Source organism: Bacillus tequilensis, assembly GCF_012225885.1.
In the GTDB taxonomy this organism is placed as follows: Bacteria; Bacillota; Bacilli; order Bacillales; family Bacillaceae; genus Bacillus; species Bacillus tequilensis.
Genome location: NZ_CP048852.1, coordinates 2,973,453 through 2,988,481 on the forward strand (window position 1 = coordinate 2,973,453; position 15,029 = coordinate 2,988,481).

At 48.1% G+C, this 15,029-nt stretch carries 8 protein-coding genes, 21 tRNA genes, 3 rRNA genes and 1 riboswitch; of the genes, 2 read left to right on the top strand and 30 right to left on the bottom strand.

Annotated elements, in window-relative coordinates:
* Positions 1-169: 169 nt before the first annotated feature.
* From G4P54_RS15735 to G4P54_RS15850, 24 genes are all read right to left on the bottom strand, one after another.
* Positions 170-241 (bottom strand) — tRNA-Glu (locus tag G4P54_RS15735).
* 29 nt (positions 242-270) lie between these two features.
* Positions 271-361: transfer RNA gene (locus G4P54_RS15740), tRNA-Ser, on the bottom strand.
* Positions 362-364: 3 nt separating this feature from the next.
* Positions 365-439 (bottom strand) — tRNA-Asn (locus tag G4P54_RS15745).
* A 12-nt stretch (positions 440-451) separates the two neighbouring features.
* Positions 452-528: transfer RNA gene (locus tag G4P54_RS15750), tRNA-Ile, on the bottom strand.
* A gap of 15 nt (positions 529-543) precedes the next feature.
* Positions 544-617, bottom strand: a tRNA-Gly gene (locus G4P54_RS15755).
* 10 nt (positions 618-627) lie between these two features.
* A tRNA-His gene (locus tag G4P54_RS15760) sits at positions 628-703 on the bottom strand.
* A gap of 19 nt (positions 704-722) precedes the next feature.
* Positions 723-798, bottom strand: a tRNA-Phe gene (locus tag G4P54_RS15765).
* Positions 799-810: 12 nt separating this feature from the next.
* Positions 811-887 (bottom strand) — tRNA-Asp (locus tag G4P54_RS15770).
* Positions 888-945: 58 nt separating this feature from the next.
* A tRNA-Met gene (locus G4P54_RS15775) sits at positions 946-1,022 on the bottom strand.
* Positions 1,023-1,042: 20 nt separating this feature from the next.
* Positions 1,043-1,135: transfer RNA gene (locus G4P54_RS15780), tRNA-Ser, on the bottom strand.
* 6 nt (positions 1,136-1,141) lie between these two features.
* Positions 1,142-1,218 (bottom strand) — tRNA-Ile (locus G4P54_RS15785).
* A 2-nt stretch (positions 1,219-1,220) separates the two neighbouring features.
* Positions 1,221-1,297: transfer RNA gene (locus G4P54_RS15790), tRNA-Met, on the bottom strand.
* Positions 1,298-1,317: 20 nt separating this feature from the next.
* Positions 1,318-1,390, bottom strand: a tRNA-Ala gene (locus tag G4P54_RS15795).
* A 5-nt stretch (positions 1,391-1,395) separates the two neighbouring features.
* Positions 1,396-1,472, bottom strand: a tRNA-Pro gene (locus G4P54_RS15800).
* Between the two features lie 15 nt (positions 1,473-1,487).
* Positions 1,488-1,564: transfer RNA gene (locus tag G4P54_RS15805), tRNA-Arg, on the bottom strand.
* A gap of 9 nt (positions 1,565-1,573) precedes the next feature.
* Positions 1,574-1,659, bottom strand: a tRNA-Leu gene (locus G4P54_RS15810).
* Positions 1,660-1,673: 14 nt separating this feature from the next.
* A tRNA-Gly gene (locus tag G4P54_RS15815) sits at positions 1,674-1,748 on the bottom strand.
* A 5-nt stretch (positions 1,749-1,753) separates the two neighbouring features.
* Positions 1,754-1,840 (bottom strand) — tRNA-Leu (locus G4P54_RS15820).
* A 10-nt stretch (positions 1,841-1,850) separates the two neighbouring features.
* Positions 1,851-1,926, bottom strand: a tRNA-Lys gene (locus G4P54_RS15825).
* A 37-nt stretch (positions 1,927-1,963) separates the two neighbouring features.
* Positions 1,964-2,039, bottom strand: a tRNA-Thr gene (locus G4P54_RS15830).
* 31 nt (positions 2,040-2,070) lie between these two features.
* A tRNA-Val gene (locus tag G4P54_RS15835) sits at positions 2,071-2,146 on the bottom strand.
* A 22-nt stretch (positions 2,147-2,168) separates the two neighbouring features.
* Positions 2,169-2,284 (bottom strand): 5S ribosomal RNA (gene rrf / locus G4P54_RS15840).
* A gap of 133 nt (positions 2,285-2,417) precedes the next feature.
* Positions 2,418-5,345, bottom strand: a 23S ribosomal RNA gene (locus G4P54_RS15845).
* 169 nt (positions 5,346-5,514) lie between these two features.
* Positions 5,515-7,064, bottom strand: a 16S ribosomal RNA gene (locus G4P54_RS15850).
* Together the 16S, 23S and 5S rRNA genes with 21 tRNA genes alongside form the textbook arrangement of a ribosomal RNA operon.
* Before the next feature lie 378 nt (positions 7,065-7,442).
* A riboswitch (TPP riboswitch) is annotated at positions 7,443-7,544 on the top strand.
* 100 nt (positions 7,545-7,644) lie between these two features.
* Here G4P54_RS15850 and thiT point away from each other — a divergent pair.
* Positions 7,645-8,223 carry an energy-coupled thiamine transporter ThiT gene (gene thiT / locus G4P54_RS15855; RefSeq protein WP_167873180.1) on the top strand — a complete coding sequence of 193 codons (579 nt, stop codon included), beginning with the start codon at positions 7,645-7,647 and terminating at the stop codon, positions 8,221-8,223.
* 39 nt (positions 8,224-8,262) lie between these two features.
* On the opposite strand, the gene G4P54_RS15860 is transcribed toward thiT, so the two are convergent.
* Genes G4P54_RS15860 through G4P54_RS15870 form a run of 3 tightly spaced genes read right to left on the bottom strand, consistent with a single transcriptional unit; the run spans position 8,263 to position 10,881 of the window.
* The gene (locus G4P54_RS15860; protein ID WP_167873181.1) at positions 8,263-8,784 is read right to left on the bottom strand and encodes a GNAT family N-acetyltransferase; all 522 of its coding nucleotides are present in this window, start codon (positions 8,782-8,784) and stop codon (positions 8,263-8,265) included.
* Positions 8,785-8,808: 24 nt separating this feature from the next.
* The gene (floT, locus tag G4P54_RS15865) at positions 8,809-10,338 is read right to left on the bottom strand and encodes a flotillin lipid rafts scaffold protein FloT (protein ID WP_167873182.1); all 1,530 of its coding nucleotides are present in this window, start codon (positions 10,336-10,338) and stop codon (positions 8,809-8,811) included.
* Between the two features lie 18 nt (positions 10,339-10,356).
* A complete protein-coding gene (locus tag G4P54_RS15870) occupies positions 10,357-10,881 on the bottom strand; it encodes an NfeD family membrane protein (protein WP_167873183.1) in 525 nt (174 codons plus the stop codon).
* 168 nt (positions 10,882-11,049) lie between these two features.
* Between G4P54_RS15870 and G4P54_RS15875 the strand changes: the two genes are divergently transcribed.
* Positions 11,050-11,538 carry a DinB family protein gene (locus G4P54_RS15875; RefSeq protein ID WP_024713040.1) on the top strand — a complete coding sequence of 163 codons (489 nt, stop codon included), beginning with the start codon at positions 11,050-11,052 and terminating at the stop codon, positions 11,536-11,538.
* Positions 11,539-11,543: 5 nt separating this feature from the next.
* Here the strand turns inward: G4P54_RS15875 and G4P54_RS15880 are convergent, their stop codons facing one another.
* From G4P54_RS15880 to betB, 3 genes are all read right to left on the bottom strand, one after another.
* A complete protein-coding gene (locus G4P54_RS15880) occupies positions 11,544-12,122 on the bottom strand; it encodes an MOSC domain-containing protein (RefSeq protein ID WP_024713039.1) in 579 nt (192 codons plus the stop codon).
* Between the two features lie 86 nt (positions 12,123-12,208).
* Entirely contained in the window at positions 12,209-13,417 is a 1,209-nt protein-coding gene (gene gbsB / locus G4P54_RS15885; RefSeq protein WP_167873893.1) for a choline dehydrogenase, read from the bottom strand.
* Positions 13,418-13,433: 16 nt separating this feature from the next.
* Positions 13,434-14,906 (bottom strand): betaine-aldehyde dehydrogenase, encoded by a 1,473-nt coding sequence (gene betB / locus G4P54_RS15890; protein WP_167873184.1) that lies wholly within the window; start codon positions 14,904-14,906, stop codon positions 13,434-13,436.
* Positions 14,907-15,029: the final 123 nt, after the last annotated feature.

The window sequence follows — 15,029 nt, forward strand, 5'->3', positions numbered from 1 at the left end:
CCTTTCTTGAAAGCGCTTATACTTATTGACATTTAACTTCATTTTCCGAAAAATAACGAAATATATGGAGATTTTTGTTATCTGTTTATAGAAGAAAGAATGAAATGTAATGTATATCATATAATTTATAGAAAATAAAAAAACCTTGCATGATATGCAAGGTTTTGGATGACCCGTACGGGATTCGAACCCGTGTTACCGCCGTGAAAGGGCGGTGTCTTAACCGCTTGACCAACGGGCCGATGTTGAGAGCTTATATCTGTAATCATATGGCGGAGAAGGAGGGATTTGAACCCTCGCGCCGCTTACACGACCTACACCCTTAGCAGGGGCGCCTCTTCAGCCACTTGAGTACTTCTCCATATGGCTCCACAGGCAGGATTCGAACCTGCGACCGATCGGTTAACAGCCGATAGCTCTACCACTGAGCTACTGTGGAATACAGAAATCATGGTGGGCCTGAATGGACTCGAACCATCGACCTCACGCTTATCAGGCGTGCGCTCTAACCAGCTGAGCTACAGGCCCATGACAATATAAAAATGGAGCGGGTGATGGGAATCGAACCCACGACATCAGCTTGGAAGGCTGAGGTTTTACCACTAAACTACACCCGCAATTATTATTTGGGGCGATTGATGGGAATCGAACCCACGAATGCCAGAGCCACAATCTGGTGCGTTAACCACTTCGCCACAACCGCCAAAATATATATTGATAAATGGTGGCTCGGGACGGAATCGAACCGCCGACACACGGATTTTCAGTCCGTTGCTCTACCAACTGAGCTACCGAGCCTTATTATTTAAATGGCGGTCCGGACGGGACTCGAACCCGCGACCTCCTGCGTGACAGGCAGGCATTCTAACCAACTGAACTACCGGACCATTAAATATGATGATTTGGTTGCACCCTTCGGGCACTCCTTATTTCATTCATATAATTTGGTTGCGGGGGCAGGATTTGAACCTGCGACCTTCGGGTTATGAGCCCGACGAGCTACCGAACTGCTCCACCCCGCGATGATTAAGAAGAATATATATGGCGGAGGAAGAGGGATTCGAACCCCCGCGGGCTTTGACACCCCTGTCGGTTTTCAAGACCGATCCCTTCAGCCAGACTTGGGTATTCCTCCGTATAGTGGTGGACCTTGTAGGACTCGAACCTACGACCGGACGGTTATGAGCCGTCTGCTCTAACCAACTGAGCTAAAGGTCCATTGGTAGCGGCGGAGGGGATCGAACCCCCGACCTCACGGGTATGAACCGTACGCTCTAGCCAGCTGAGCTACACCGCCAAATATTTATTGAAATCAAGTGGAGCCTAGCGGGATCGAACCGCTGACCTCCTGCGTGCAAAGCAGGCGCTCTCCCAGCTGAGCTAAGGCCCCAAGAATGGTCGGGAAGACAGGATTCGAACCTGCGACCCCATGGTCCCAAACCATGTGCTCTACCAAGCTGAGCTACTTCCCGATTTCATATAGAACATGGCGCGCCCGAGAGGAGTCGAACCCCTAACCTTTTGATCCGTAGTCAAACGCTCTATCCAATTGAGCTACGGGCGCAAAACTTAATGCCGAGGGCCGGACTTGAACCGGCACGGTAGTCACCTACCGCAGGATTTTAAGTCCTGTGTGTCTGCCAATTCCACCACCCCGGCGTGGATGGTATAGTTGGAGCGGAAGACGGGATTCGAACCCGCGACCCCCACCTTGGCAAGGTGGTGTTCTACCACTGAACTACTTCCGCAAAAATGGTGCGGATGAAGGGACTTGAACCCCCACGTCTGTAAAGACACTAGAGCCTGATTCTAGCGCGTCTGCCAATTCCGCCACATCCGCAACATATAAATGGTGAGCCATGAAGGACTCGAACCTTCGACCCTCTGATTAAAAGTCAGATGCTCTACCAACTGAGCTAATGGCTCTTTTTACAAGAGACTTGAGTATTATACCATATAAAAGTGGTGCCGGCAAGAGGACTTGAACCCCCAACCTACTGATTACAAGTCAGTTGCTCTACCAATTGAGCTACACCGGCATATATGTAAAACCGATATGTATAATAAAAATGGTGGAGGATGACGGGCTCGAACCGCCGACCCTCTGCTTGTAAGGCAGATGCTCTCCCAGCTGAGCTAATCCTCCATAATTGCACTAACGTGCAATTGCTTGGCGGCGTCCTACTCTCACAGGGGGAAACCCCCGACTACCATCGGCGCTGAAGAGCTTAACTTCCGTGTTCGGTATGGGAACGGGTGTGACCTCTTCGCTATCGCCACCAAACAAATGCCTTCAGGATGAAGGTACTGGGCGTTTCTCACAGGATGTGAGAGCCCTTAGCGGAGTTTCCTTGCTTTTCCGCTGTTAGAGAGGTGTTCTCTCAAAACTAGATAACAGGTATAACATCATTCAACATGTGGTTAAGTCCTCGATCGATTAGTATCTGTCAGCTCCATGTGTCGCCACACTTCCACCTCAGACCTATCAACCTGATCATCTTTCAGGGATCTTACTTCCTTGCGGAATGGGAAATCTCATCTTGAGGGGGGCTTCATGCTTAGATGCTTTCAGCACTTATCCCGTCCGCACATAGCTACCCAGCGATGCCCTTGGCAGAACAACTGGTACACCAGCGGTGCGTCCATCCCGGTCCTCTCGTACTAAGGACAGCTCCTCTCAAATTTCCTGCGCCCGCGACGGATAGGGACCGAACTGTCTCACGACGTTCTGAACCCAGCTCGCGTACCGCTTTAATGGGCGAACAGCCCAACCCTTGGGACCGACTACAGCCCCAGGATGCGATGAGCCGACATCGAGGTGCCAAACCTCCCCGTCGATGTGGACTCTTGGGGGAGATAAGCCTGTTATCCCCGGGGTAGCTTTTATCCGTTGAGCGATGGCCCTTCCATGCGGAACCACCGGATCACTAAGCCCGACTTTCGTCCCTGCTCGACTTGTAGGTCTCGCAGTCAAGCTCCCTTGTGCCTTTACACTCTGCGAATGATTTCCAACCATTCTGAGGGAACCTTTGGGCGCCTCCGTTACCTTTTAGGAGGCGACCGCCCCAGTCAAACTGCCCACCTGACACTGTCTCCCCGCCCGATAAGGGCGGCGGGTTAGAAGGTCAATACAGCCAGGGTAGTATCCCACCGATGCCTCCACCGAAGCTGGCGCTCCGGTTTCCAAGGCTCCTACCTATCCTGTACAAGCTGTACCAACATTCAATATCAGGCTGCAGTAAAGCTCCACGGGGTCTTTCCGTCCTGTCGCGGGTAACCTGCATCTTCACAGGTACTATAATTTCACCGAGTCTCTCGTTGAGACAGTGCCCAGATCGTTGCGCCTTTCGTGCGGGTCGGAACTTACCCGACAAGGAATTTCGCTACCTTAGGACCGTTATAGTTACGGCCGCCGTTTACTGGGGCTTCAATTCGCACCTTCGCTTACGCTAAGCGCTCCTCTTAACCTTCCAGCACCGGGCAGGCGTCAGCCCCTATACTTCGCCTTGCGGCTTCGCAGAGACCTGTGTTTTTGCTAAACAGTCGCCTGGGCCTATTCACTGCGGCTCTCTCGGGCTTGCACCCTAACAGAGCACCCCTTCTCCCGAAGTTACGGGGTCATTTTGCCGAGTTCCTTAACGAGAGTTCTCTCGATCACCTTAGGATTCTCTCCTCGCCTACCTGTGTCGGTTTGCGGTACGGGCACCTCTCACCTCGCTAGAGGCTTTTCTTGGCAGTGTGGAATCAGGAACTTCGCTACTATATTTCGCTCGCCATCACAGCTCAGCCTTATGGGAAACGGATTTGCCTATTTCCCAGCCTAACTGCTTGGACGCGGATATCCAATACCGCGCTTACCCTATCCTCCTGCGTCCCCCCATTGCTCAAATGGTGAGGAGGTGGTACAGGAATATCAACCTGTTGTCCATCGCCTACGCCTTTCGGCCTCGGCTTAGGTCCCGACTAACCCTGAGCGGACGAGCCTTCCTCAGGAAACCTTAGGCATTCGGTGGAGGGGATTCTCACCCCTCTTTCGCTACTCATACCGGCATTCTCACTTCTAAGCGCTCCACCAGTCCTTCCGGTCTGGCTTCACAGCCCTTAGAACGCTCTCCTACCACTGTTCGAAGAACAGTCCGCAGCTTCGGTGATACGTTTAGCCCCGGTACATTTTCGGCGCAGAGTCACTCGACCAGTGAGCTATTACGCACTCTTTAAATGGTGGCTGCTTCTAAGCCAACATCCTGGTTGTCTAAGCAACTCCACATCCTTTTCCACTTAACGTATACTTTGGGACCTTAGCTGGCGGTCTGGGCTGTTTCCCTTTCGACTACGGATCTTATCACTCGCAGTCTGACTCCCAAGGATAAGTCATTGGCATTCGGAGTTTGACTGAATTCGGTAACCCGGTAGGGGCCCCTAGTCCAATCAGTGCTCTACCTCCAAGACTCTTACCTTGAGGCTAGCCCTAAAGCTATTTCGGAGAGAACCAGCTATCTCCAGGTTCGATTGGCATTTCACCCCTACCCACACCTCATCCCCGCACTTTTCAACGTGCGTGGGTTCGGGCCTCCATTCAGTGTTACCTGAACTTCACCCTGGACATGGGTAGATCACCTGGTTTCGGGTCTACGACCACGTACTCATGCGCCCTATTCAGACTCGCTTTCGCTGCGGCTCCGCATCTTCTGCTTAACCTTGCACGGGATCGTAACTCGCCGGTTCATTCTACAAAAGGCACGCCATCACCCGTTAACGGGCTCTGACTACTTGTAGGCACACGGTTTCAGGATCTCTTTCACTCCCCTTCCGGGGTGCTTTTCACCTTTCCCTCACGGTACTGGTTCACTATCGGTCACTAGGGAGTATTTAGCCTTGGGAGATGGTCCTCCCGGATTCCGACGGAATTTCACGTGTTCCGCCGTACTCAGGATCCACTCAGGAGAGAACGAAGTTTTGACTACAGGGCTGTTACCTTCTATGGCGGGCCTTTCCAGACCTCTTCATCTACCTCGTTCTTTTGTAACTCCGTACAGAGTGTCCTACAACCCCAAGAGGCAAGCCTCTTGGTTTGGGCTGATCCCGTTTCGCTCGCCGCTACTCAGGGAATCGCATTTGCTTTCTCTTCCTCCGGGTACTTAGATGTTTCAGTTCCCCGGGTCTGCCTTCTCATATCCTATGTATTCAGATATGGATACCACTCCATTACGAGTGGTGGGTTTCCCCATTCGGAAATCTCCGGATCAAAGCTTGCTTACAGCTCCCCGAAGCATATCGGTGTTCGTCCCGTCCTTCATCGGCTCCTAGTGCCAAGGCATCCACCGTGCGCCCTTTCTAACTTAACCGTTAAAAAGAATCACTATGTGATATCTTGTCTTACTAATTGAATGTGATGTCTACTGTTATCTAGTTTTCAAAGAACACGTTTCGAAGGAATGATCCTTCAAAACTAAACAAGACAGGGAACGTTCTGTTTATAAGACCCGAGGTCTTATATTCCGTATATATCCTTAGAAAGGAGGTGATCCAGCCGCACCTTCCGATACGGCTACCTTGTTACGACTTCACCCCAATCATCTGTCCCACCTTCGGCGGCTGGCTCCTAAAAGGTTACCTCACCGACTTCGGGTGTTACAAACTCTCGTGGTGTGACGGGCGGTGTGTACAAGGCCCGGGAACGTATTCACCGCGGCATGCTGATCCGCGATTACTAGCGATTCCAGCTTCACGCAGTCGAGTTGCAGACTGCGATCCGAACTGAGAACAGATTTGTGGGATTGGCTTAACCTCGCGGTTTCGCTGCCCTTTGTTCTGTCCATTGTAGCACGTGTGTAGCCCAGGTCATAAGGGGCATGATGATTTGACGTCATCCCCACCTTCCTCCGGTTTGTCACCGGCAGTCACCTTAGAGTGCCCAACTGAATGCTGGCAACTAAGATCAAGGGTTGCGCTCGTTGCGGGACTTAACCCAACATCTCACGACACGAGCTGACGACAACCATGCACCACCTGTCACTCTGCCCCCGAAGGGGACGTCCTATCTCTAGGATTGTCAGAGGATGTCAAGACCTGGTAAGGTTCTTCGCGTTGCTTCGAATTAAACCACATGCTCCACCGCTTGTGCGGGCCCCCGTCAATTCCTTTGAGTTTCAGTCTTGCGACCGTACTCCCCAGGCGGAGTGCTTAATGCGTTAGCTGCAGCACTAAGGGGCGGAAACCCCCTAACACTTAGCACTCATCGTTTACGGCGTGGACTACCAGGGTATCTAATCCTGTTCGCTCCCCACGCTTTCGCTCCTCAGCGTCAGTTACAGACCAGAGAGTCGCCTTCGCCACTGGTGTTCCTCCACATCTCTACGCATTTCACCGCTACACGTGGAATTCCACTCTCCTCTTCTGCACTCAAGTTCCCCAGTTTCCAATGACCCTCCCCGGTTGAGCCGGGGGCTTTCACATCAGACTTAAGAAACCGCCTGCGAGCCCTTTACGCCCAATAATTCCGGACAACGCTTGCCACCTACGTATTACCGCGGCTGCTGGCACGTAGTTAGCCGTGGCTTTCTGGTTAGGTACCGTCAAGGTACCGCCCTATTCGAACGGTACTTGTTCTTCCCTAACAACAGAGCTTTACGATCCGAAAACCTTCATCACTCACGCGGCGTTGCTCCGTCAGACTTTCGTCCATTGCGGAAGATTCCCTACTGCTGCCTCCCGTAGGAGTCTGGGCCGTGTCTCAGTCCCAGTGTGGCCGATCACCCTCTCAGGTCGGCTACGCATCGTCGCCTTGGTGAGCCATTACCTCACCAACTAGCTAATGCGCCGCGGGTCCATCTGTAAGTGGTAGCCGAAGCCACCTTTTATGTTTGAACCATGCGGTTCAAACAACCATCCGGTATTAGCCCCGGTTTCCCGGAGTTATCCCAGTCTTACAGGCAGGTTACCCACGTGTTACTCACCCGTCCGCCGCTAACATCAGGGAGCAAGCTCCCATCTGTCCGCTCGACTTGCATGTATTAGGCACGCCGCCAGCGTTCGTCCTGAGCCAGGATCAAACTCTCCGATAAAAGTTTGACTGACTACGCACATCGCTGTGCGATTTGTTTAAAAAATGAATTAACAGGTACGTTTTGTCTTGTTTAGTTTTCAAAGATCATGACTGCCGCCTAGCGAAGCAGCTTTACTAATATAACATTCAGCCTCTTTTTTGTCAACAACTTTTTAAATTGTTTTGAAGCTTCTTATTTTGTCTGCTGTTCATCAGCGACGTTTAATACTATAACATCCGTATTTATTTATTGCAATAGTTTTGGCAAAAAAATTATAAAACAAATAAACTATAATCCTTGTCATGAGATATAACTATTTTAAAAGAACATATACACCAATAATGTAATCTTGTTGTTTTTTTCTTTTTCTTGTATAGTAGAAACGAACTGAATACTGATGACCACAAGGGGAGCATTAAAGCTGAGAGTGAGCGATTTCGTTCTGACCCTTTGAACCTGTTAGTTAACGCTGGCGTAGGGATGTGGCAAAGTCAAATGAATTGCAGCTCGTAAAGCAGTGCGTGGAACTTTTCTCATCCTTCCGCGTGCTGCTTTTTTGTTGTCCTTTTGGATTGTCTATCAATGGAAGGGGATTTTTATGAATCAATCTAAGCAACTGGTTCGCCTTATTGAAATTGCCATTATGACTGCGGCTGCTGTTATTTTAGACATCGTTTCAGGAATGTTTCTCAGTATGCCTCAAGGAGGCTCGGTCTCCATCATGATGATACCCATCTTTTTGATTTCGTTTCGCTGGGGTGTCAAAGCAGGCCTTACTACCGGTTTATTGACAGGTCTGGTACAAATAGCGATCGGAAACTTATTCCCACAACATCCTATACAGCTGCTGTTAGATTATATTATCGCGTTCTCAGCTATCGGCGTAAGCGGCTGTTTCGCTTCTTCTGTCCGTAAAGCTGCTGAATCCAAAACAAAAGGTAAATTAATTGCTTCAGTGATCGGTGCAGTTTTTATCGGCAGTTTCCTGCGTTATACCGCGCATGTCATTTCAGGGGCTGTGTTTTTCGGCAGCTACGCTCCAGAAGGAACGCCGGTATGGATTTATTCTTTAACTTATAATGCTACTTATATGGTCCCTTCTTTCATCATTTGTGCAATTGTCCTTTGTTTATTGTTTTTAACCGCACCGCGTTTGCTCAAAACTGACAAAACTTAAAAGCGAATCCCCCCAGCGCAGTCCGCTGGGGGGTTTTTGTTATCTTTTGAGAACTGTTTTCAAAGCAGAAAGATCCGGCCAGCCAAGGCCCACTTCTTTGATTCTTACTCCCCCGATATCAATGCTGTCCTCCGCTACTCTTTCAGGTGAATAGGACTGATAAAATATAATCGAGGGGTTCTGCTCAATGACCCATACAAACATGCTCGAAAAACCATGATGAAGCAAAAATTCTGCTCCTTTTATTAAGAGCGCCCTGCCTGCACCTTGACGCTGGCACTCTTCCAGAAGATAAATTGCGTATAGCTCGCCGTCGTAACCTTCTTGTTCAGAGCGGATAGGTCCAAATGAAGCAAAGCCGAATATCGAACCCTTTTCATCCTGAGCGACAAATACACCCTTTAACGAGCGCCTTTTCCATTTGTCTTCAAAATCCTTGTAGTTCAGACTGTTTAAATAATCAGCCGGGATCATTTCGCGGTATGTTGTCCTCCAGCTGTCTACATGCACTTTTGCAATGTCCTTTATATCCTCTACCTTCGCTTCACGTACAGCTACCACCCGCTTCTCTCCTTCCCTTACTCATTACTCTGATTTTGGGGCTGCTTTAGCTTCTTTGATTTCATTTGTTAATTCATTAATGCTTTGTTTTACGTTTCCTTTTCCTGAAAAGTTCTCCATCATTTCTTTTACGTCAATTCCCGACGAGGCTTTTAAGCTTTCTTGCAGGCTTGACATTAAGTTCGTCGCATAGCTTGTTACTTTGTTGGCACCGCTTGATTCACCGCTTCCTCCTGTATCAACCACGGTGATTTTATCAATATTTGAAAGAGGAGCCGCTGCTTGTTTCGCGTATTCCGGAAGCATTTTTACGATCATATCGAAAATCGCCGCCTGCCCGTACTGTTCAAAGGCATTGGCAATTTTCTCTTTGGCTTCCGCTTCTGCAAGACCTTTTAGGCGGATTACCTCAGCTTCTGTTTCCCCTTTCGCTTTTTCAGCTTCTGCATTTGCCAGTCCGTCAATTCTGACTTTTTCGGCCTCAGCTTGCGCCATTGCTTCTATACTGTACTTCTTGGCGTCGGCTTCCGCGAGCTGTTTGGCTTTCTCAGCTGCTGCTGACTGCTCAACAGAATAACGGTCTGCGTCGGCTTTTTTCTTCACTTCTGAGTCGTATTGACGTTCACGGCGGAGAATTTCTTTTTCTTCTAGTTCAATTTGTTTTTGGCGTTCGATAATTTTAACCTGCATTTCCTGCTCTGTGACCTGCTGGCGAGCTCTGGCAGTCTCTAAATCATAAGCCTGGTCAGCATTCGCTTTTGCCGTATCTTGTTCTCTGCGGTATTCAGCCATTTTGAGCTGATTGATTTTTTCAGCTTCGGCAATTTCCGTCGCCCGTTCAAGTTCTGATTTTTTTGCATCTTTAGCGGCTTCCGCCCGCTTTATTCGGGTCTCTTTATCAGCCTCAGCTGTTGCGATATCAGCATCACGTTTTACTTGGGCAATTCTCGGTTTTCCTAATGATTCAAGGTAACCGTTTTTATCACGGACATCTTTAATGGTAAAGGAGACAATCACAAGTCCCATTTTTGCGAGATCCTGTGAAGCGACACGCTGCACCTCTTGAGAGAACTTTTCTCTGTTTTTATAGATTTCTTCTACTGTCATGGAGCCGAGAATGGAACGAAGGTGGCCTTCTAAAACCTCCCGCGCTTCCTGCTCACGGTCGTCTTTTGATTTTCCTAAAAATTGCTCGGCCGCTGTAGCGATTTCTCCTATAGAACCGCCGATTTTAATAATCGCAGTTCCATCGGCCATTACAGGCACTCCTTGTTCTGTATAGACTTCAGGTGTCGAAACATCAAGTTTGCTTGATAAAAGGCTTAGCGGCTCTGCCTGCTGAAAGACGGGAAGGACAAAGGTTCCTCCGCCGCGGACGATTTTAAGACGGTTGCCGCCTTCATCGACGTGAACATTTTTATTGCCCAAATAGCTCCCGGTTACGATTAAGGCTTCATCAGGCCCTGCCGTACGGTACTTTGTAATAAACACAGCTATTAGTGCAATTAATAAAAAGAATACAACTCCGATGACAATTATAATCGGCATTGTCATATTACATTCCTCCTTGATTTAGATGGGTTCATGCGGAATAACCGAAAGAACTCCGTTTTTGACATCTACGACTAGCACTCTTGTGCCATAACCGATCTGTTGATTTTCAAAGCTGATCGCTGACTTCGAGATGGTGCCGCCTATCCCTTCAATGACCACTTCACCAAACCCATCAACAGGAACAGCTGTAATCACTTTACCGACCCTGCCTCTTAGATCATCTTCTTTATAAGCCAATGATTCTTCAGCGGATGATAATGGCACCAGGACAAAGAGGTGAAGCAATACCACCAGCATGATCGAAAGGATGCAAGAGAAAAGCGCTATTAACAGGCTGGACAGCGGCAATACGAGCTCGCCAATGTATCCGCCTGCCGAACAACATGTAAAAAATGCAAGCACTAATGTAGGATTAAGAAACGGAATGCCTTCTGACAGCCCTGCAAATACATCTCCGAAAAACAAAAATAACAGCGTAAGACTGCCAGCAATAATCAGCACATAAAGATAAATCGTTTGTATAGGAACTCCAAGTAACTCCAATTTCCTCATCCTTTCTTCATCAATGCATTGATGAACGGCTGCCGTTACCATTTATACGAGACACTGCCGAAAAGGTTTCGAAATTTTAAGACAAATAACCCATTTTGAAGTGCTTGATGAATGATAATTGCCTATATATATGGTAATGTCATTTTAGGAGGAGATATGATGAGTATCTTTAATGAAGCCAGATTAGAAACGTGGAACGAAATCAAAGGACTTTCTGATGAAAAGCTGAATCAAAAGCCTTCTGCTGAGGAATGGAGTATTCGGGAAGTTCTTGACCATTTGAAAAAAATCGATATGACCGCACAACAAATGCTGAAGGAACGTGTAAAGGAAGCTCCGATTAAAGAAATTGAAGAAAAATCGCTTGAGGCAGCGCAAAACAGAAATAATAAACGGAAAGCCCCGAGTCATCTTGAGCCTGCGCATGATTTTATCTCAAGCAGCCAAATGAAACGCGAGCTCGATGTAGTAAGAGAGCAGCTGACAGCTGTAATTGCCTCTCTGAAAGAAGAGGATTTTGAAAGAGTGCTTCCGCATCCTGTGTTTCAAGAGCTGACTGTCAAACAGTGGATCGATTTTATCGGCCATCATGAAAAACGGCATCTCAGCCAGATTAAAGAAATTAAAGAAAAGGTAGAAAGGGCCTGATTTGATCAGACCCTTTCTGCTTTTCGTTTGACTTTCCGCTGATAGGAATAAACTTCGACTTCATCACCTGCGTAAACAGCACCAGGTCTCTCAACAATACAGACAATCCCTCTCATGCCCAATGCATGGCGGACGAAAGCAGGTGCCAGCTTCGGCTTGTCCGGATAATAGGACTGAATGACTTCTCCCGGCTGGATACACGGATCATTTTCTCCCTCACACAGCAATGCGGCTCCGCTAGGAAAAATGAGCCGGCTTCCTTCTTTTAATGAAGTGAAATCAGGTATGCCGCTGACTGCCACATTCGCGCCGAGCCACTCCGGGAAAATGCTCGGCACTCCCATTTTTAAAGCCATTTCGTCGCATTCCTCTGCTGATACAATTGAAATTTGTCTTCGGTTGAAAATTTCTGTCCCTCTAGAAAACATCGGTTCTCTGGCTCCCGCTTTTTTTGTCAGGCCAAAATGCAAGTCGCCAGGGATGCCGCCATAATCAAAATCAAGCTTGTCCATTTGCTTTGTTACGAAACTTTCTGTATCTGCGATATATAGTCCTTCCGTTTTTGCACTCATGCGCTTCCACATCAGCCGGCACCTTCTTTCTCTGAAATTTCCATCTGTGCTTCATTATCTAAAAAAAAGCCCGCTCTGTAAAGGAGCGGGACATGTAGTTATACTGTTTTCGGTATCAGGTTAAAGCAGCGCTTGTAGATCCAATGATATGCTTTTTCATTTAAATCTCTAGGGTTTCCAAAGGTTTGCGGATCTTTCATCGCTTCTTTTGACAAGCGTTCGATCATATCAGGTGAGACTCCCTGCTCTTCTAAAGTCGGTACTTCTAAGTCTTCGACAAGGTCATACATCCAATTGACAGATGCTTTCGCAGCTTCTTCTGTTGTCATCTTGCTTGTATCAATTCCGAATGCTTTTGCAATGCGTGCAAATTTCTCAGGATAGCCCTTCCAGTTATACTCCATGACAGGGCCCATCATCGCGGCCACACATTGACCGTGAGCAACTGGAATGATACCGCCAAGCGTTTGGCTCATCGCATGAGCGGCGCCCGCTGATTCACTGCCGTAAGAAAGACCGGCAAGCATCGCAGCCTGCGCCATTCCGTATCTTGCTTCCAGATCCTCTCCGTCAGCAAATGCTCTTTTAATGTAATGAGCGGCATATTCAATCGCCATCAAGGCAACTGCATCCGTGATTGGCTGTGCAAATTTCATTGTATAGCACTCAATGGCATGAGCAAGCGCATCGATTCCTGTCATGGCCGTTACATGCGGAGGCATTGAAATATGAAGCTCAGGATCAATGATGGTCAGGTGCGCCGCGATCAGCGGGCCGCCCGTGTTGAATTTGAATTCCCTTGCTTCATCTGTGATAACCGCCCATTGAGTGACTTCTGATCCTGTTCCGGCCGTTGTCGGAATTGTCGTCAGCGGAGGAATACGATTTTCCAGCGGTTTTTTCCCATCTGCAGCTTCATAATCAAGCACGCTTCCTTCGTGAGTCGCTTCTACTCCGATTGCTTTTGCTGTATCCATGGAGCTTCCGCCTCCGACTGCCACTAAACCATTACAGTTCTCTTTTTTGTATAGCTCAGACCCTTCATTCACCAGACGGACGGGCGGGTTTGGCTCTACTTTATGAAAGAGCACTACTTCAATGCCCGCTTCTTTTAGCGACTCAATAACAGGATCAGCGACACCGGCTTTATAAATCCCAGGGTCTGTGACAAGGAGCGCCTTTGACACGCCCAGCGCAGCTACTTCTTCACCCATATGCTTGACAGCCCCGATTCCGTGCTTAATCACAGTTGGAATTTCAAATGTGTGGAATTTGTGCATGCTTTCTACTTTCATATTTAATGTCATCATCAATCTCCCCCTCTTATGAATTGAACCAATTAACCGCTGCCGGTTTTGTATTGCGATACACGTGTTTGACTTCTGTGTATTCTTCAAGGCCTATTTTTCCAAGCTCGCGACCGAATCCGGATTGCTTATAGCCGCCCCACGGCGCCTGTGCAAAGTAAGGATGGAAATCGTTAATCCAGACTGTGCCCATTCTCAAACGGGCTGCTACACGTTCACACTTCTCAATATCTTTTGACCATACCGCTCCAGCCAAGCCATAGATGGTATCGTTCGCAAGCGCGATGACCTCTTCTTCAGAGCTGAAGGTTTCGACTGTCAATACAGGGCCGAAAATCTCTTCCTGAACGATTCTCATATCAGATTTGCAGTTTGAGAAAATAGTAGGTTCATAGAAAAAGCCGTTTTGCAGCTCAGGGTCCTCCGGACGTTTGCCTCCTGTCTCCAGCTTGGCCCCTTCTTCTATTCCAATCTCTACATATTTTTCGATCTTTGCCCTGTGCTCCGCTGAAATAAGCGGGCCGCTTTCTGTCTCGGCGTGAAAACCATTTCCGAGTTTAATGCGTTTCGTCCGTTTGACAAGCTCTGCTAGAAACTGATCGTGAACGGCTTCTTCAACAAGCAAGCGGGAACCGGCAGAGCACACTTGGCCGGCGTGGAAGAATACAGCGTTTAATGCCTGATCGACCGCGACTTCTAAATCCGCGTCCCTAAAAACGATATTTGGATTTTTGCCTCCCAATTCAAGCGCGATTTTTTTGACGTTTCCGCTTGCCGCACGCATGATGCTTTTGCCTGTTTCAATTCCGCCCGTAAACGAAATCAAATCGACGTCTTTATTTACGGCAAGCTCATCGCCTACTGTGGCTCCCGGTCCAAGGACAAGATTCGCGACACCTTTTGGAACACCGGCTTCTTCCATCAGCTTAAAGACCTTAATTGTCGTCAGCGGCGTGATCTCACTCGGTTTCATAACAATCGTATTACCTGCAGCAAGTGCGGGTGCGATTTTCCAGCTTGCTTGCAGGAGCGGATAATTCCACGGAGTGATCTGGCCGCAAACCCCGATTGGCTCTCTGATGATTTTGCTTTCTGAATCAGGGATCGGAGATGAAATGATCTCTCCGCCATCTTTATCTGCCAATCCGGCGTAATATTGAAAAACATTGGCGATATCATTCATATCGGCCTTGCTTTCTTCGAGTGTTTTTCCCGTATCAAGGGATTCAAGCTCAGCCAGCTCATCAAGATCACGCCTGATTAATTCCGCAATTTTCAGAACAATGTTTCCGCGTTCAAGCCCGGATAGCGATGACCACTCCCCTTTATCAAATGCTCTGCGCGCGGCTGCGATTGCCTTGATGGCGTCCTCTCGCCCTCCTTCGCTTACTGCTGCAATTTCTTCTTGATTAAATGGATTGATAATGGTGCGGATCTGTCCTTTTTCGGCACTGATCCATTCTCCGTCAATGTATAATGTTTGACTCATATAAGCCTCCTTGACGTAAATAAAGTTTGTTAAATAAAAATTTAACGTTTTTAACAACATTAATCTAACATACGAATTTTAAACTGTCAAAGCCCCTTTTTGTTTTTTCTTTTTGACTTTTCC